Genomic DNA, 17,672 nt, shown 5'->3' with positions numbered 1-17,672 from the left:
GTACATAGTGATTCTTTACGTCATATCCTTTACGGAATCCCGATATATGATATTGCCCGGTACAAGTACTCTTCCAAAGTTTGTATGCGGGTCACGTATCTTTTTGAGAATGGAATCGACAGCCGTATAGGCCATTTTGTTGATATTGACTTCAATCGTTGTCAGATGCGGCTCTGACAGTGTGGCATAGATATCATTATCAAAGCCGACGATCGAACAATCCTGCGGTACCTGGTATCCTTCGGTGCGAAGCTGCTGCAGAAGCAGATGCGCAACCTGATCACAATTGCATACAAAAGCCGTAGGCAGGGGAGAAGGAAGTTCCAGATCGACGAATGTACCTTGTTCATCGCGGTCACTCAGTATCCATTCCTGGCGCAGAGGCAGATGATGTTCGAGCAGCGATTTGTAATAGCCGAGGAACCGGTCCTGAATACTGCTGGTCGAATACAGATTGCCAACATAGGCGATATCACGGTGTCCCTGGCGGATCAGATAGTTGGTCAGCTCATATGCACCGTAAAAGTTATCCGTAATAATGGAGTCAATCTCGGCATGCTCATCATAAAAGTCGAGAAACATTTTGGGCTGCTCGATCTGCTCGATCACCTCGATATATTCTTTGCTGACCTGTCCGAGCAATATAAAGCCATCGACTTTTTGCTCATGATAGATGCGCGGCAGATTCAGCTGCTCCTCATCTTCACGACTCAGAATATGCAGAATACCATAATAATTATGCTGCTGAAGCGCGACCGCAATCTCCTGGTACAGGCGCAGGTAAAAGGTCTGAGAGGTGCCGGTAAATCGTTCGGGAATAATAACACCCAGATTATAAGTAAGTCCTTCACGCATCGATTTGGCTACCGTATTCATGCGATAGCCCATCTCCCAGGCGGCCAGCTTGATCTTTTCCTTGAGTTCATCGCTGACACCGTCTTTATCATTAAGCGCTTTGGAGACGGTAACACTGCTGACACCCATTTTGAGTGCAATGTCACGCATCGTAATATTTTTATTCATCATTTCTCTCCCGGCCTCTCTTGTAAATGAATACTGTTTGTTCCGACAAAAGTCGTTATTGTAAACACAGTATACAGTTTTACTGTAGAGTAATAAAGAAATCGAGGGCCGGAAATGAAAAGCCGCATAAGTTAAAGGGATGCCAGCAGGCGCTCATTCTCTTCGATCAACGTAGAACGCTGAAGTGCACAATCCAGAGAACGAAGCGGATCTGCAGGTGTATTGAATGCATAATCGGTGAGCTTTTCCAGGGTAGTAACCGCTACATGGATACGTGTATCACTGGAAGCATAATAAATGTACACTTCACCCTGCTCATTAACGACGGCACCGTTGCAGAAAATAACATTGGATACATCACCCACACGTTCATCGTCATAAGGGGCGATAAACAGGCCACCCGGCTTGGCAATCACAACGGAAGGGTCTTCCAGGCTGGTGACAAACACATACAGTACATATCGTAGACCAGCTGCTGTGTTGCGGACGCCATGAGCAATATGCAACCAGCCACGGTCGGTCTTGATCGGCGCAGGCCCCTGACCATTTTTGGCTTCATAGACGGTGTGGTAGCGGCGCTCATCCATAACAGTCTCGATATCAATCACCGGATTCAGAATATCATCACATAATCCAAAAGCGATGCCGCCACCGGAACCGGTAGAAATAAAGCCGTCCTGTGGTCGTGTATAGAATCCATATTTACCATTTACAAATTCCGGATGCAGAACCACATTGCGCTGCTGCGGAGAAGAGGTGCGAATATTGGGCAGACGTTCCCAGGACTTAAGATCACGAGTACGAACGAGTCCTGCCTGCGCCACTGCACTGGATGTATCATTGGCAGGTGCATCCGGATCTTTTTGCTCCGAGCAGTAGATGCCATAGATCCAGCCGTCTTCATGCTTGACCAGACGCATATCATACATATTCGTCTCGGCAGGATCTATATCGTCCCAGGTCAGCGGCTTGCCTGTAAACCGGAACCCGTCTATACCGTTATCGCTTTCGGCCAGGGCGAAAAAGGATTTGCGATCCAGACCTTCTGTACGGACGACCAGAATATATTTGCCTTCATGATAGATCGCTCCCGGATTCAGTGCGGCATTGATGCCCAGACGTTCCATAAAATGCGGATTGCGCTGTGCATCCAGATCAAATCGCCAGTGTACCGGCACATGATGACGGGTGAGTACAGGATAGAGATAACGGTCATAGATCCCGTTATAGAAGGCTGTATTTTTCTCGTTGCGTCGGTTCAGTAATTGTTCCTGTTCGGCTGCGAGTGCTGCATATTGTTCATGGATCATCGTTTAATTCATCCTCTCGGTAATTTCGATACAAAAACGGCTGTTATGATACGGACATTTCCACATACCGGCTACTTCACGCTGTCCCGGTTCTCCCTGATCGCCAGCAGACCAGAACCATTCCCCGCCTGGACGCGGATCGATAATATGATCTTTGATATAGGCCCACAATCTATCGACCAACTGAAGAAATGTTTCATCACCGGTACGCTGGTATGCATTATAAAATCCAACAATAGCCTCGGCTTGTACCCACCAGATCCGGGAAGTGTCGATATGATCGTCTTCCTGTTCATTCATCAGTGAACCATCCGGCTGGATAGCTACTTCGGCAACACGGTAGGCCATATCGGTAACCATCTTTTGATAGACGGGATCGGTATTCCCGATCACCTGCAAGGCATCATCGATGAGCCAGCTGGCCTCGATATCATGCCCAAATGAAGTGAGATTGAGCAGGGAGTTCCACTGGTTATCAAAAAACACATTCAGTCTGCGCTGTTGTGGATCATACATACGGTCATGCAGAATCAGCAGCAGATTATCCAATGACTGGCGTACCTGCTCATCCGGCCATATCCGGTACAGATTCGTATAGGCTTCCAATACGTGGATATGCGTATTCATCGTAATATCAGCGATTACGCCATTTTCGCTCAGCATTTCATTGGGCTGTTCTTGCCAGAAACGGTCAAATTCCTCGCGATATGCGCCGATTAGGCGATTGTAACCGGTGTGTTCCAACCATTGGAATAGACGGATACACAGTTGAAGTGCATCTTCGTCATCGGTTGCCCGGTAATATTCACTGCATGCATAAATAGCAAAAGCCTGATTGTAGACATGCTTGCGTGTATCCAGCGGATTACCCTGGTAATCAACCGCCCAGTAAATTCCCTCATGTTCATGGTCGTACAATGGACCACACAGAAACTGGTACGCATGTCTCGCATGTTCGGCATATTGTGATTCTCCGGTGATCCGGTAAGCAGCAGCAAAAGACCAGAGAAGCCGTGCTGCAGCAATTCCACCTTTGGGTTGATCGGTAGAGACATTCAGATCATAGCCAACCTCGCCGTAATAACCTCCATACTGTTCATCCTTGAGATTCATCCAGAAAGGCAGGATATGTTCCAGCCATTCCTGACGAATCTCTTTTTGTAATATTTTCACATCGGCACCATCCCAATTATAACTTTATCGATAACCTTATGTGAACACTATAATGACTAACAAAAGCAAATGTCAATTGAAAAATATAGAAGTGAAAGCTAGTTATTTAGAAAGAGAGATCAAAATAACGATTGACTAGAAAGCGCTCACAATATAGAATGCGTATGTAACCTAATCGATAAGGTTAAATAAAGTTACGGAATAAAGGAAGGGGATTGGAATGAAGAAGCGTAGATGGTTTTCCAGCTTCGTAGCGTCATTGCTGGTAGTTTCACTGTTGGGAGGCTGTTCCAAAGGCAGCTCGGACAATAGCGACCCAAATAAAATTGAAGGCGATATTACCGTGATTACGCAGCGTACAGATATTGTGGATACGGTATTCCAAGATTATGCCAAAGAATTCAACAAGATTTATCCTGACGTTAAAGTAAATTTCGAAGCCTTATCCGACTATGAAGGACAGATCAAAGTACGAATGAGTACAGAAGATTATGGAGATGTACTGCTCATTCCAACCAGTATTCCTATCAAGGATATCCCTGATTTCTTCGAACCTCTCGGTTCTTATGATGAACTGAAGCAAAAATACACCGGGATTGAAGAACGTATGGTGGACAATAACATTTACGGTATCCCTGTAGCGATCACCTATTCGGGAATTATCTATAACAAACAGGTATTCAAACAGGCGGGCATCAATAAAGTTCCGCAAACAACAGAACAATTCCAACAGGCGCTACAACAGATCAAGGACAAGACACAAGCAGTTCCGCTGTATACCAACTATGCTGCCGGTTGGCCGCTCACCCAGTGGGAAGCGGATCTTCCAACGGTAGCCGGCGATCCGGATTATGTGAATATTGCACAGCCCAACTCGGACGATAACTTTGTAGCGGGACAGCCGCATTACGAATTGTACAAAGTACTGTATGATGCAGCCAAAGCCGGACTTATAGAGAAAGACCCGACAACAACCGACTGGGAAAGTTCCAAAGCCGATTTGGCTAATGGCAAAATCGGTACGATGGTGCTGGGTTCATGGGCTATTGACCAGATCAAGGGCGTAGCTTCCAATCCTGACGATATTGGCTTCATGCCATTCCCGACCAATGCTGCCAAAGTCGTTGTACCGCTGGCGGCAGACTATAATATCGGCATCAATGTGAACAGTGAGAACAAACCGGCTGCCAAAGCATGGGTGGACTGGTTTATCAATAAATCGAATTATTCTGTAGAGCAAGCCGGAAGTATCAGTCCAGTCAAAGGCTCCGAACTGCCAGCTGTTCTCAAAGAATATGAGAAAGAGGGCGTAAGCTTTGAGACACTGACTCCAGGCAAAGCGGGTCAGGAAGGATTAGTGGACAAAATCGATAAAGAAGCCGAAATCGGACTGTGGCAGCCTGATTTCAAAAAGCGGATTATCGAAGCAGCGATTGGCAACAAAAATGAGTCATACGATGACATTATGAAACAATTGAATGACGCATGGATCAAAGCGAGAGCAGCCGTCGCTGAGAAGTAATCTGTGATGCGGACGGGAGGACAGAGAGGGCTCTGTTCTCTTCCCGAACCGCTGCAGGAAGACGGCATGGTTTTGGTATCTGAGCGAAGCTGGAGGTAAAGGATGTTCAAACTTTCCAATTACAACTATTCAACCCAACGGAAAATCATTATCGCCGCTTTTTCGGCAATTCCGATGATTCTACTGATTACATTTTCCTATCTGCCTGTGTTCAATATGTTCAAATACAGCTTTACCGACTGGAATGGCTACAGTAAGCATATGGATTATGTGGGTTTTCAGAATTATAAACGTATTTTTAGCGAACCCGAGTATTTTACCGTGTTCAAAGTCAGCTTGTATTACTTTTTTGCCACGTTTGTACAGATGGGACTGGCGCTTTATTTTGCGACTATTCTCAGTTTCAGTACCCGGTTCAAAAACTTTTTTAAAGGGGTGCTGTTTTTCCCTTATATGCTGAACGGGGTAGCGATCGGCTTTATTTTTCTATTTTTCTTCCGTCCGGATGGCACACTGGATACCTTGCTAAATGCACTTGGACTCGGTCATTACATACAGCTGTGGCTGGGCAATCCGAATATTATCAACTACTCGCTCGCCGGTGCTTCCGTATGGCGGTATATGGGCTTCAACTTTATTATTTTCCTCGGTGCAATCTCGTCGATTGACCGCGATGTGTACGAAGCGGCCGATATTGACGGTGCCAATCGCTGGCATCAATTCCGCCATATTATTTTGCCGAGTATCGGCAAGATTGTGCAGCTGAATATTATTCTTGCTGTAAGCGGAGCTATCAGTGCTTTTGATATTCCTTATATTATGGTAGGCGGCTCGAACGGTAGTGAGACATTTGTTATTCAGACAATCGATTTGGCCTTTAAATACAGCAAGCTGGGATTAGCATCGGCCATGGCGGTAATCCTGCTGTTTATTGTTGTGATCGTTACCGCTGCACAGCGCATGCTGGTGAAGGAGGAGAAGTAAGCTGTGTATAGACTCAAATATTCGGCAATGTCCACATTCAAATACGCCACGCTGATTATTGGCGCGATCATTGCCCTGCTGCCCATCCTGGTTGTATTTTTTGCTTCATTCAAAACCAAACAGGAGTATGCAGTTACCAGTCCGCTACTGCCTCCGGAGAACTGGCTGAACTTTGCCAATTACACCAAGGCTTTTGTCGATGGCAAAATGCTGCTCGGGTTTGCCAATACGACCTTTATTCTGGTGATCTCGATTGTCGGGGCGACGCTGACTGGTTCAATGATTGCTTTTGTACTCAATCGCTTTCAGTTTAGAGGCAGTAAGCTGATCATGGGTGCCTTTCTGCTGGCGACACTCATTCCGAGTGTGACGACCCAGGTAGCTACGTTCCAGATTGTCAATGCACTGGATCTGGTCAACACGCACTGGGCAGCCATTATCCTGTATCTGGGTACCGATATTATCGCCGTATATATTTTCCTGCAGTTTCTGGAATCGATTGCTCCGGCACTGGATGAATCGGCAATGCTGGATGGAGCATCATACTTTACGATTTACTGGAAAATTATTCTGCCGCTGCTCAAGCCGGCGATTGTCACGGTTATCATTGTCAAAGGGATCAATATTTACAATGACTTTTATATTCCGTTCCTGTACATGCCCAAGTCCGGGCTTCAGGTTATATCCACTGCCTTGTTCAAATTCAAAGGACCATATGGCTCGCAGTGGGAAGTCATCTGTGCAGGTATTATGATCGCAATCATCCCGACGCTGATCATTTTCCTGATTCTGCAAAAGTATATTTACAATGGATTCACCAATGGATCGGTGAAATAAAAATTGTTTTATGAATATACAGCAATTTTACTAGTTTGTTAGCTATTTCCTATTCTCAGCATAACCTTTCCCAAATTCAAAAACGCAAAACCCAAAAAGAGAAAATGGAGGAGATTAATCATGACTGATATTCAAAACAAGACTGTAACTACGGTGAAAATTATTGGCGATTCGCTGGCTGCAATGCCTTGGCAGGATAAGCCGGAAGGCTACGAGTTCCCGGTATGGCGTCATACGGCGAATCCAGTGATCGACCGTAATCCGGTCAAAGGGATCGCACGTATTTTTAACAGTGCTGTTGTTCCTTATGAGGGACGGTTCGTAGGCATATTCCGTGCGGAAACGGTGAACGGACGCCCGCATCTGCATCTGGGCTGGAGTGACGATGGTCTGGACTGGCAGATTGAAGAAGAGCGCATTGAATTCCAGGATGAAGCAGGAGAGCCGTTTCAACCGAACTATGCCTATGACCCGCGCCTCGTCAAAGTAGAAGATACTTATTACATTATCTGGTGTACCGATTTTTATGGAGCGGCGATAGGATTTGCCAGCACCCAGGATTTCAAATCCTTTACCCGCCTGGAGAATCCATTCCTGCCGTTCAACCGTAATGGCGTGTTGTTCCCTCGTAAAGTAAACGGCAATTTCCTTATGCTATCCCGTCCAAGTGATAGCGGGCATACTCCATTTGGTGATGTATTTGTTAGTGAAAGTCCCGATCTGATCTACTGGGGCAAGCATCGTCATGTGATGAGCAAAGGTGGCCAGGGCTGGTGGCAATCGGTCAAAATCGGCGGCGGGCCTGCGCCGATCGAGACCAGTGAAGGCTGGCTGATGTTCTACCACGGCGTGACCGGTACATGTAACGGACTTGTGTATAGCATGGGCGCTGTTATTCTCGACAAAGACGAGCCATCCCGTGTGAAATATCGCGCTTCGACCTTTGTACTGACACCGGAAGAATGGTATGAAGAACGTGGATTTGTTGCCAATGTTATTTTCCCGTGTGCGACACTGCATGATGCCGACACCGGACGAATCGCTATTTATTATGGAGCAGCGGATACGTATGTGGGTGTGGCTTATACAACAGTGGAAGAGATCGTCGGTTATGTGATTGAGCATTATGAAGAGATTGCAGATGACCAAGAGATTGGCCGCATGTAATCGGGTCTTGTCATAACTGGATTCAGTGCGAGGGCAGATTATCATTATGGGCAAGAAAGGAATGCATGCATGAACTACATCAAGGGATTTACCTATGGCTGGATGAGCGGACGCGGCAGCTTTCGTTCACCTGAAGCCAGAGAATCACTGCGCTTGATGCAAGAGCGTACTGGCAGCACTACAGTTATTTTTGCATTGGCAGCATTGCAGGATACGCCCCATTCTACAAAGGTGGATTATCGCGGGGAGCATATCGTCGAGGATGATGAACTGATCGCCATGCTCGATTACGCCCGTTCTCTCGGACTCAAGCTGATCATGAAGCCGACCGTGAACTGTCGTAATGGCACCTGGCGGGCGCATATCAACTTTTTTGATGAGGATGTACCTTGTGAACCCAAGTGGCACGAATGGTTTGCCAGTTATACCGACTATCAGCGTCATTATGCCCGGATTGCCGAGCAAACAGGCTGCGAGATGATGATTGTCGGCTGTGAAATGGTGCAGACCGAGCGACGTTCAGCAGAGTGGCGGCAGCTGATAGCGGATGTACGTCAGGACTACGCCGGTCTGATCACGTACAACACGGACAAATATCAGGAAAATAATGTGAAATGGTGGGACGCAGTCGACGTCATTTCGTCCAGCGGCTATTATCCGATCAATGATTGGGATCATCAGCTGGATCGGATTGAATCTGTTATACGTCCTTATAACAAACCATTTTTCTTTGCGGAGGCAGGCTGTCCCAGCCGTAGTGGTTCGGCGATGATCCCCAATGACTGGGAATGGGCAGGCACAGTGAATCCAGGAGAACAGGCGGACTATTATACGGCTATGTTCAATGCCTGCAAGACTCGCCCATGGGTAAGCGGTTTTGGATTATGGGACTGGAGTGCCGCCTTGTATAAGGAAGAGGAAGCCTTGAATCATGATGGATACAGCGTATACGGCAAGCCCGCCGAGCACGTCATCCGGGAGTTCTATACTTCACTGCCGAACGACGTGCAGAATAACACTGTAAAGTAATACTGCAGCATAAGTGGAAAAGGGGAGAGCAGATGGCAGTAGATATATCTTTGGAGCAGTTAAAAGACTACATGGGCAGCAGTCCAAGACCGGCGGATTTTGATGAATACTGGGCAAGGGGACTCGCCGAATTGGATCAGCAGTCGCTGGAGTATGAGCTGGTACCGGCTGAATTTCATTCGCCGGTAGCGCAGTGTTATCATTTGTATTTTACAGGGATCGGTGGAGCTAGAATACATTGCAAGCTGGTACAGCCGACAGATGCCGCATCACACCCTGCAGGTCCGGGGCTGGTCATGTTCCATGGGTATGCTTGTGATAGTGGAGACTGGTTTGACAAAATTGGCTATGCTGCTCACGGATTTACCGTACTCGCGATGGATTGCCGGGGGCAGGGCGGATGGTCGGAGGATGCGCTGACCGTCAAGGGCTCGACGATTCGTGGACATTTTATTCGCGGTATAGATGATCCCGATCCGGACAAATTGTATTTCCGTAATGTATTCCTCGATACCGTTCAGACTGCACGTATTCTGATGTCTCTCGAGGGAGTCGATCCCGAGCGGATCGCTGCCCATGGATTATCCCAGGGTGGAGCGCTTACTGTAGCCTGTGCTGCACTGGAACCGCGTGTGAAGATCGCTGTTCCGGTCTATCCATTTCTGTCAGACTATAAGCAGGCGAGTCAGCTGGATCCAACGAATTCCGCTTATGAAGAACTGGTCTATTATTTCCGGTTCTTCGATCCTCATCATCAGCGAGAGGATGAGATTTTTGGGAAATTGGGCTATATTGATATCCAGAATCTGGCGCCGCGTATCCAGGCAGATGTACTATGGGTAACCGGGCTTGCAGATATTATTTGTCCGCCATCCACCCAGTTTGCAGCCTATAACAAGATTACTTCACCCAAGGAAATGCTGCTTTATCATGAATATGGACATGAATATTTGCCGGCTCTTTCTGACCGCACTTTACAGAAGCTGATGCAGCTGAACTTATAATTTTCTGTCGATCACCTTGCATGTAATGATATTTCATTGTATAAAAATGTAACGGATAATAATAACCGGACCTTCTCGGAGGCTCCGGTTATTATTGTATTTCAGACTGTGATCGGTAAGTAGATATTGCAGTACCGGGAGACGGTCACGGTCGGAGCAGATCGTTCCTGACCGATTATGAAGGAGTAACGAATAACGATGATATTGTTAAATGCCAGACAGCAGGATATTTTGCAGCTTCTGTTGAATCATTCGGGTCAGTTTATCCAGATCCAGAATGTTGCAGATCAGCTGCACTGCTCGGAGAAGACGGTTCGTAATGATTGCAAGATTATTGAACAGTATATAGCGGATTATCCAACTGCAGCGCTGATTCGAAGACCAGGGGCAGGCATCAGTCTGAGCGCATCCGGAGAAGGAGTTCATGCGATGATTGCGCAGCTGCAGACCATACAGCCAACCTCAATCATCGTTCCCGACAAAGAGCGTATCGTACAGATCGCTTACAGCCTGCTGATGAGTACAGAAGCGATAACCGCACAGGAACTGGCGGATACTTTTTATGTCAGCCGTAACATGATTCGCAGTGATCTGGATCTGATTGCCGACTGGCTGAAGCCCTTTCATCTGCAGGTGGTCACCCGGCAGCGGATCGGTATGATAATTGCTGGAGAAGAGCGTCACAAACGACTGGCGCTGGTACGGCTGAATCGGCTGGCGGATAACGGTGAGCCTGCAGGCAAATGGCTCAAAAGCCAGTTCGCTGCTCACGAAGTGGATACTGTCTATCATGAGTTGGAAGCGTTATGCCGGCGACAGCAACTCGATTTTACAGATGAGACATTCGATAGTCTGGTCATTCACATTTTGCTGATCAGCCGTCGCATTAAGCTAGGCCAACCGATCATGGTGACCGGACATGAGATGGAAGAAATCCAACAGAAGCGTGAGTATGAATGGGCGAGTGAACTGACGGCTGCGCTGGGTAGACCATTTGCGCTGGCTTTTCCCGAAATGGAGAAGTGTTATCTGGCACTGCATCTGCTGGGCGGCAAGCTACGTTACAAGCCGGACAGGGTCACCGAACCAGCAGGCGAAAATAGGGAAGAACTGCCTGTCCTTATAGTGGATCAGCTGGTTCGAACGATGTGCAGTCTGAATCTGATTGATTTTACCAGGGATGAGACGCTGATCAGCGGACTGCATGTACATTTGCGAACCACGCTGAATCGCCTTCAGTACGGGCTGCCGGTGACTAATCCGATGCTGCATGAGATCAAGAAAATGTATCCTTATATGTTCGATATGATGGTATCGGCTGTAGATGAGATTAACCGGGAATATGGACTGGTCATTCCGGAAGAAGAAATGGCCTATCTGACGCTGCATTTTCAGGCAGCTGTAGAAAGGCTTAATCACAGCAGCCGGAAGCATAAACAGGTAGTGATTGTATGTCATATGGGGATCGGAATGTCCCAGCTGCTCTCTTCCCGGATCGAACGTAAATTCTATGCAGTGCATGTAGTGGGCTGCATTGGGCTGACCGAGCTGGATGATTTCCTTCGTCAGCATCAGGTAGATATGATTATCTCGACGATTGAGCTTCCGCCGGTGCCTGTTCCCTATATCGTGATTTCTCCGCTGCTGGAAGCCGGAGAAGAGAAGAAGCTGGAGCGGTTTATCCAGAAGTCAGAGCAGACCCAGTCAGAAAAGCCACAGGAATCCATACTGCTCAAATATACGACACCTTTTCTGGTTCTGCTTCAGCAGCAGGTGGAGCATCCCTATGAAATTATTGAACGTCTCGGTCAGCTGCTGCATCAAAAAGGATTTGTCACTGCAGACTATATGCACAGTGCCATTGTCCGCGAAAAGATGTCTGCGACAACGATAGGTATGGGTGTTGCCATTCCGCATGGCAGTCCGCAGCATATTATCCAATCGGCGATTGCTATCGCAACTTTGCAGCAACCGCTGCGCTGGGGCAATGAGTACGTATCGCTGGTATTTATGCTGGCTGTGCAAAATGATAATCAGCAGGAGACACGGCTTCTTTTCCGGGAGCTGTCAGGGATCAGCGAGAATTCGCTGCTTGTTCAGCGTTTGCGAGAACAAAAGGATGTAATGACCTTCCTGAGTGGATTTTGATTTATTTTCAAGAACCGCTCTCAAAATTACAATTGACGAAAAAAGAGTCCATCGGTATAATTCTTTTTATTCGTAATAATTACTATTAGTTAACAAGCCTGACGAATATGGATTCAGAAATACAGAGCAAGTGATAGTTGCTCTTTCTGATTCTGTACTGGTTAATACATTGGATCTAAAAGGGCTACTGATCACAGCCCTTTTATTTTCTGCTTTTGAAAGATAGCCGTATTTCCAATATGGGATCAGTTAGTGATCACCAGTATGCAATTCAAGGTTGGTAGGAAGGATGAACAAAGGAATTCATCTGCTTATTCACAAATCGTAATAATTACGAAATAAAACAAACAGCCCCTCAGGAAAAATGGTTTTTCCGTACTGTTAAGCTGTCTAAACCAAAGGAGTCTATTCATGAAAAAATATCTAATTACTGCACTGATGCTTGTTATGGTCCTGGTGGTGTCTGCCTGCAGTTCGTCTCCCCAAGTGAATGAGAAGAATACTGATTCTACCACAGCATCATCAGAGACTTCAGCTACCAGACCCAAGCTAGAGATCAAAGCGAGCTTTTATCCTATGTATGAATTTACCCGGCAGGTGGCAGGTGACCGAGCCAATGTGGATATTCTCATACCGGCCAATGTAGAACCGCATGAATGGGAGCCTACTGCTCAGGATATTGCGGAGATTACGAACGCAGATCTGCTCGTGTATAATGGCGCGGGTATGGAAGGATGGGTGGATCAGATTCTATCCAGTACCACAGGCAGCAAACTGGCTGTAGTTGAAGCGAGTAAAGGGTTACAAATTATGGATGGAATAGCTGAGGAAGAAGGCAGCGAAGGAGAACATGAAGAAGGACATGCAGATCATGACAGTCATGACCATGGTGATCTGGATCCCCACGTATGGTTGTCTCCAGCGCTCGCCATTCAGGAAGTGCGCAATATCCAGCAGGAACTGTCCAGATTATCTCCGGATGACGCAACTGTTTTTGAAGCCAATGCCAATGCGTATATCGCACAATTGGAGAAGCTAGATCAGGAGTTTAGACAAGGTTTGAAAAATACCAAGCGCAAAGATTTTATTACACAGCATGCGGCATTTGGATATTTGGCCAGAGAGTACGGTTTGACACAGGTTCCGATTGCCGGACTCGCACCCGATCAGGAACCATCTGCCAAGAAAATGAGCGAGATTGTCAATTTTGCCAAAACGCATCATGTCAAAACGATCTTTTTTGAAACGCTGGTTTCTTCCAGCTTCGCGGATACAATTGCCAGTGAGATTGGAGCCAAGTCGGCTGTATTGGATCCTCTGGAAGGAATCACCGATCAAGAAAAAGCTCAGAATGTCAACTATTTAAGCATTATGCGCAACAATCTGGCTGCTCTACAAAAAGCATTAAACGAATAAGTGAAAGATGTTCAGCTGCACAGCAGATCGCTGCTCGTTGATAAATAAAATTCCTTTTACCGCATCTTCCTGTCTCTTCCGGTAAAAGGTTGAACATTTAACATCCATCCTCCGGTTTATAATACATGTAAGCGTTACAACAATGGAGGATGATACACATGAAATTATTGGCAATTACTTCATGTCCTAATGGAATTGCACATACGTATATGGCAGCAGAAAATCTGCAAAAGGCAGCGGATCAGCTAGGCGTAAAGATGAAAGTAGAGACGCAGGGTTCAATTGGTGTCGAGAATGAATTTACCGAACAGGAGATACGTGAAGCCGATGGCATTATTATCGCAGCGGATAAAACGGTCAACACCTCCCGATTCGGTGGCAAACGGCTGCTGGTAGTCGGTGTACAAGATGGCATCCGCAAACCGCAGGAGTTGATCAAGCGATTTAGCGAAGGCGAAGTCCCGGTTCATCAGGTTACAAAAGGCTCTGCATCGTCAGGCAAGCAAGAACGCCAGGATAAGCAGAATCCGATCTATCGCCATCTGATGAGCGGAGTTTCCTACATGATTCCTTTTATCGTGGTGGGTGGTCTGCTGATTGCGATTGCACTGACGCTGGGTGGACAGAAGACACCCGGTGGACTGGTTATTCCCGATGGATCATTCTGGAAAACAATTGAGCAGATTGGAGCTGCCTCCTTTACCTTTATGGTACCGATACTCGCCGGATTTATTGCTTACAGTATTGCGGACCGGCCGGGTATTGCACCTGGTGTAATCGGTGGTTATATCGCAGCAACGGGAAGCTTTTATCATAGTGAATCGGGAGCCGGATTTATCGGCGGGATTGTAGCTGGTTTCCTGGCAGGTTATGTAGCGCTGGGTATCAAAAAGCTCAAAGTTCCACGTGCCCTTCAGCCGATTATGCCAATTATTATTATTCCGATTCTGTCATCACTTGTAGTCGGATTGGTATTTGTGTTCTTGATCGGTGCGCCGATTGCCCATGTTTTTGAAGTGTTGACTGTATGGCTGGCGAGTATGCAGGGAACCAGTTCGGTGCTGCTGGCACTGATTCTGGGAGCGATGATTTCCTTTGATATGGGTGGACCGGTGAATAAAGTAGCCTTTTTGTTCGGTTCTGCGATGATCGCGGAAGGCAACTATGAGATTATGGGCCCGATTGCAGTAGCAATCTGTATTCCGCCAATCAGTATGGGATTGGCTACATTTATCGCCAAGCACAAGTTCCGTCCGGCAGAACGCGAAGCTGGCAAAGCGGCATTTACGATGGGATTGTTCGGTATTACCGAAGGGGCGATTCCATTTGCGGCTCAAGATCCACTGCGCGTTATTCCAAGTATTATGGTCGGCTCCATGACCGGGTCGGTGATTGCCATGCTAGGTCATGTAGGAGACCGCGTAGCCCATGGTGGTCCGATCGTTGCAGTTCTGGGTGCAGTAGATCATGTGCTCATGTTCTTCATCGCCGTAATTGTCGGCGCCGTCGTTGCTGCACTGCTCATTACACTACTGAAGCGAAATGTGCCGCTCGATGAACAGATGGATAGCGAAGGTGGACTGGACAATCAAAGAACAACTGCTGCACCAGCAGCGAGCATGGCTTCATCTTCTGTAAATAGTCCGTCATCTGCTCATTCCGCTGGATCGGTGGTACCGACAGATTCTGTATCAGCAGCGGATAAAGCCGAGGCGATCCGAATGGAACAGTTGACTGATATTATGGATATGGATCTGATTGAACTGAATTTGCAGGGAGAGACCCGGGATCAGATCATCGATGAAATGATTGATATTCTTGATCAGCAGGGCAAACTGACTTCTACAGCCGAGTTCAAGCAAGCCATTCTGGAGCGTGAGCAGGAGAGTACTACCGGTATCGGGATGAATATAGCGATTCCGCATGGCAAGTCGCAGGCCGTTCAGCGTCCGGCAGTCGTATTCGGTCTGAAGCGCGATGGTGTAGACTGGCATAGCATGGATGGTACGGCTGCACGACTGATTTTCATGATTGCCGTTCCACGCAACAGTCAGGGCAATGCCCATCTCAAAGTACTGCAAATGCTGTCCCGCAAGCTAATGGATGAGCAGTATCGCAATCAGCTGCTGCAGGTAAGCAACCGTGAAGAGGCTTATCAACTGCTCGAACAGATCCGTTAATTTGAAAAACAGGAGCCAAGCAATACCTGATATTCTATCCAAAAGGATCTTCAAAATATCGGTTTCTGCCAACTTCTATTTTCATACAATTGAAGTTGGCAGACAAAGCCGCAACTAAAAAAGCAAATCAGCACACAGTATATGCTGTGCTGATTTGCTTTTTTGATTAATATGATCTTTATTCAAAGAGAGCCTGTGATCTCTTCCAATTCTCCATAATGCTCGGCCAGCCAGTTCATCTCCAGGGCGAATCGCTGCGGGGGACCGCTTTCCACATCCATCTCTGATCGAATCCACCAGACACTCTCCATATACCAGAGCGCCTGCAAGGATACACCCAGCTTTTCCTTATACAGAGGATGAACTTCACGGTAACCTTGCATAAAGACAGAAGCCCGACTGTAATCCAGCTCCCCATTCCAGATACAGGACAGAATAGCCCGCGCAATATCCAGCTGCGGATAATCATAATTCAGCCGATCATAGTCCAGTATCGCAGCGACTTTATCCGGATAGAACAGAAGGTTGTCTGTCCACAGATCACGATGAGCCCACCCTGGACGAAGATGATGCAGAATATCCGTATTCATTAACACAGTGGCCTGGCGCTGCTGCTCGACCAGTGGTAAACAGGCTTGCTGTTCTTCTGCTTGCAATTGAGCATATAGTCGGTCCCAATGCTGCAAGCGCTGTTCACGTGTAGGCGGCTGGAATAGAGGAGAGGCTGATACAGGCAAAGAGCCATCATTCAACCGAAGATGCATCTGTCCGGTCAGTCGCCCCAGATCATATAGCTGATCTCCATTCACCGTGCCAGGTGATACTATGTCACCTTCACAATATTCCATAACAAGAAACCGTTCTCCCAGATGGGAAGTATGCCAGATGGTATGATCATCAGTAATCAATTTTGGTGCAGGAATACCATCATGATACAGACGAATCTGCTGGGCAAAAGCCCGATTCAGCACAGCAGGATCATAGTCCCTGAAGCGTTCACAATTATACTGCTTGATCAGATAGGTTTCCGTATCGGTATGTATTTTCCATTTCAGATTCAGCCAGCCGCGATGTATAGGGGAGATCGACTGAATGTGCCAGCCCAGCCGTTGTACACAAGCATCAATAATATCGTTCAAAATTTGATCTTCCTGATAGATGGTATCCATGGGCTTATCCTCCCCGGTTCATATTATGCCATTGCTGGGCATCGCTTATTATATTCTGGCAATGATCTGCTTTGGCTTGCTGGTAAGCGGCCGGATCATGGGGAAACTGATCTGCCAGCCGCCGCTTGAGTTCTCCATATTGCAGTGCTTGCTGCGGATGATGAATCAGATAATCCCGGAACAGCAGATGCTGGATAGTCTGTGGATGAGCGGGTTCATAGATGTGTAGATGATGCGTGCGCTGATCGTCTCCTTTGGTAAAGTATTCTCTTCCGGCAATTCCATTTTCCCCGCGTGGTTTATAACCAGCACGAATCAATGGTTCATAATAGAGTGGAACATCATCAATCTGCCGGACCAGCAGCAGAATATCGATAATGGGTTTGGCGTAACCTATTGCAGGTACCGAAGTACTGCCGATATGGTGCATAGCAAGTAGCTGGTCTGTAAAAATTGCCTGTAAAATAGTGGATTCTGCTTCATATCTTGTGCTCCACTCCGGTGTCCACGCTTTTACCTGAACCTGACGCATAAGAATGCTCCTTTCTATATTTGATTATGAAGCTACGATCCACAGGATTACCCAAATAGCAGGGGAGAATAGAGCCATCTGGACATATGAATTTATGGTTCCATTCTATCTGTACTATTCTCAGCATCCTTTCCATATATTGTATCAGTGCTGTAGGACAGATCAAAGGCAACAATCT

At 47.0% G+C, this 17,672-nt stretch carries 14 protein-coding genes; 9 read left to right on the top strand and 5 right to left on the bottom strand.

Annotated elements, in window-relative coordinates; translation table 11 throughout:
* Positions 1–15: 15 nt before the first annotated feature.
* The 3 genes from WH46_RS18995 to WH46_RS18985 all read right to left on the bottom strand — a co-directional run bounded on the left by WH46_RS18995 (position 16) and on the right by WH46_RS18985 (position 3,506).
* Entirely contained in the window at positions 16–1,023 is a 1,008-nt protein-coding gene (locus WH46_RS18995) for a substrate-binding domain-containing protein (protein WP_017813112.1), read from the bottom strand.
* Between the two features lie 131 nt (positions 1,024–1,154).
* A complete protein-coding gene (locus WH46_RS18990; protein WP_046227930.1) occupies positions 1,155–2,333 on the bottom strand; it encodes a glycoside hydrolase family 130 protein in 1,179 nt (392 codons plus the stop codon).
* 3 nt (positions 2,334–2,336) lie between these two features.
* Positions 2,337–3,506 carry an AGE family epimerase/isomerase gene (locus WH46_RS18985; protein ID WP_082208459.1) on the bottom strand — a complete coding sequence of 390 codons (1,170 nt, stop codon included), beginning with the start codon at positions 3,504–3,506 and terminating at the stop codon, positions 2,337–2,339.
* 220 nt (positions 3,507–3,726) lie between these two features.
* Between WH46_RS18985 and WH46_RS18980 the strand changes: the two genes are divergently transcribed.
* From WH46_RS18980 to WH46_RS18940, 9 genes are all read left to right on the top strand, one after another.
* Positions 3,727–5,028: an ABC transporter substrate-binding protein gene (locus tag WH46_RS18980; protein WP_046227929.1), complete on the top strand. Its 1,302-nt coding sequence runs from the start codon at positions 3,727–3,729 to the stop codon at positions 5,026–5,028.
* A gap of 102 nt (positions 5,029–5,130) precedes the next feature.
* Positions 5,131–6,012, top strand: a complete 882-nt coding sequence (locus tag WH46_RS18975; protein ID WP_046227928.1) for a carbohydrate ABC transporter permease — start codon at positions 5,131–5,133, stop codon at positions 6,010–6,012.
* A gap of 27 nt (positions 6,013–6,039) precedes the next feature.
* Complete coding sequence (locus tag WH46_RS18970; protein ID WP_407944423.1) at positions 6,040–6,849, top strand: carbohydrate ABC transporter permease; 810 nt, start codon at positions 6,040–6,042, stop codon at positions 6,847–6,849.
* Positions 6,850–6,969: 120 nt separating this feature from the next.
* Positions 6,970–8,016, top strand: a complete 1,047-nt coding sequence (locus WH46_RS18965; RefSeq protein WP_046227927.1) for a glycoside hydrolase family 130 protein — start codon at positions 6,970–6,972, stop codon at positions 8,014–8,016.
* Between the two features lie 69 nt (positions 8,017–8,085).
* On the top strand, positions 8,086–9,045 hold the full coding sequence (locus WH46_RS18960; protein WP_046227926.1) for a glycoside hydrolase family 113: 960 nt from the start codon (positions 8,086–8,088) through the stop codon (positions 9,043–9,045).
* 32 nt (positions 9,046–9,077) lie between these two features.
* Positions 9,078–10,049, top strand: coding sequence for an acetylxylan esterase (locus tag WH46_RS18955; protein ID WP_046227925.1), 972 nt, complete (start codon positions 9,078–9,080; stop codon positions 10,047–10,049).
* A 198-nt stretch (positions 10,050–10,247) separates the two neighbouring features.
* Positions 10,248–12,197, top strand: a complete 1,950-nt coding sequence (locus WH46_RS18950) for a BglG family transcription antiterminator (protein WP_046227924.1) — start codon at positions 10,248–10,250, stop codon at positions 12,195–12,197.
* Between the two features lie 411 nt (positions 12,198–12,608).
* Complete coding sequence (locus WH46_RS18945) at positions 12,609–13,613, top strand: metal ABC transporter substrate-binding protein (RefSeq protein ID WP_046227923.1); 1,005 nt, start codon at positions 12,609–12,611, stop codon at positions 13,611–13,613.
* A 158-nt stretch (positions 13,614–13,771) separates the two neighbouring features.
* On the top strand, positions 13,772–15,793 hold the full coding sequence (locus WH46_RS18940; protein WP_046227922.1) for a PTS fructose transporter subunit IIABC: 2,022 nt from the start codon (positions 13,772–13,774) through the stop codon (positions 15,791–15,793).
* 182 nt (positions 15,794–15,975) lie between these two features.
* Here WH46_RS18940 and WH46_RS18935 read toward each other — a convergent pair whose 3' ends face one another.
* Positions 15,976–16,962: a phosphotransferase gene (locus tag WH46_RS18935; protein ID WP_046227921.1), complete on the bottom strand. Its 987-nt coding sequence runs from the start codon at positions 16,960–16,962 to the stop codon at positions 15,976–15,978.
* Positions 16,963–16,966: 4 nt separating this feature from the next.
* Positions 16,967–17,494, bottom strand: coding sequence for a GrpB family protein (locus tag WH46_RS18930; RefSeq protein WP_046227920.1), 528 nt, complete (start codon positions 17,492–17,494; stop codon positions 16,967–16,969).
* Positions 17,495–17,672: the final 178 nt, after the last annotated feature.

The sequence above is a fragment of the Paenibacillus dauci genome, from assembly GCF_000971985.1.
Lineage (GTDB): Bacteria > Bacillota > Bacilli > Paenibacillales > Paenibacillaceae > Saccharibacillus > Saccharibacillus dauci.
Note: the sequence above shows the minus strand (reverse complement) of the source record. Positions and strands in the feature narration are given on the sequence as shown.

Excerpts from the sequence above, each read along its gene's own strand:
- WH46_RS18995 (WP_017813112.1), bottom strand. The coding sequence starts at position 1,023 with ATGAATAAAAATATTACGATGCGTGACATTGCACTCAAAATGGGTGTC.
- WH46_RS18990 (WP_046227930.1), bottom strand. The coding sequence starts at position 2,333 with ATGATCCATGAACAATATGCAGCACTCGCAGCCGAACAGGAACAATTA.
- WH46_RS18980 (WP_046227929.1), top strand. The coding sequence starts at position 3,727 with ATGAAGAAGCGTAGATGGTTTTCCAGCTTCGTAGCGTCATTGCTGGTA.
- WH46_RS18975 (WP_046227928.1), top strand. The coding sequence starts at position 5,131 with ATGTTCAAACTTTCCAATTACAACTATTCAACCCAACGGAAAATCATT.
- WH46_RS18970 (WP_407944423.1), top strand. The coding sequence starts at position 6,040 with ATGTCCACATTCAAATACGCCACGCTGATTATTGGCGCGATCATTGCC.
- WH46_RS18965 (WP_046227927.1), top strand. The coding sequence starts at position 6,970 with ATGACTGATATTCAAAACAAGACTGTAACTACGGTGAAAATTATTGGC.
- WH46_RS18960 (WP_046227926.1), top strand. The coding sequence starts at position 8,086 with ATGAACTACATCAAGGGATTTACCTATGGCTGGATGAGCGGACGCGGC.
- WH46_RS18955 (WP_046227925.1), top strand. The coding sequence starts at position 9,078 with ATGGCAGTAGATATATCTTTGGAGCAGTTAAAAGACTACATGGGCAGC.
- WH46_RS18950 (WP_046227924.1), top strand. The coding sequence starts at position 10,248 with ATGATATTGTTAAATGCCAGACAGCAGGATATTTTGCAGCTTCTGTTG.
- WH46_RS18945 (WP_046227923.1), top strand. The coding sequence starts at position 12,609 with ATGAAAAAATATCTAATTACTGCACTGATGCTTGTTATGGTCCTGGTG.
- WH46_RS18940 (WP_046227922.1), top strand. The coding sequence starts at position 13,772 with ATGAAATTATTGGCAATTACTTCATGTCCTAATGGAATTGCACATACG.
- WH46_RS18935 (WP_046227921.1), bottom strand. The coding sequence starts at position 16,962 with ATGGATACCATCTATCAGGAAGATCAAATTTTGAACGATATTATTGAT.
- WH46_RS18930 (WP_046227920.1), bottom strand. The coding sequence starts at position 17,494 with ATGCGTCAGGTTCAGGTAAAAGCGTGGACACCGGAGTGGAGCACAAGA.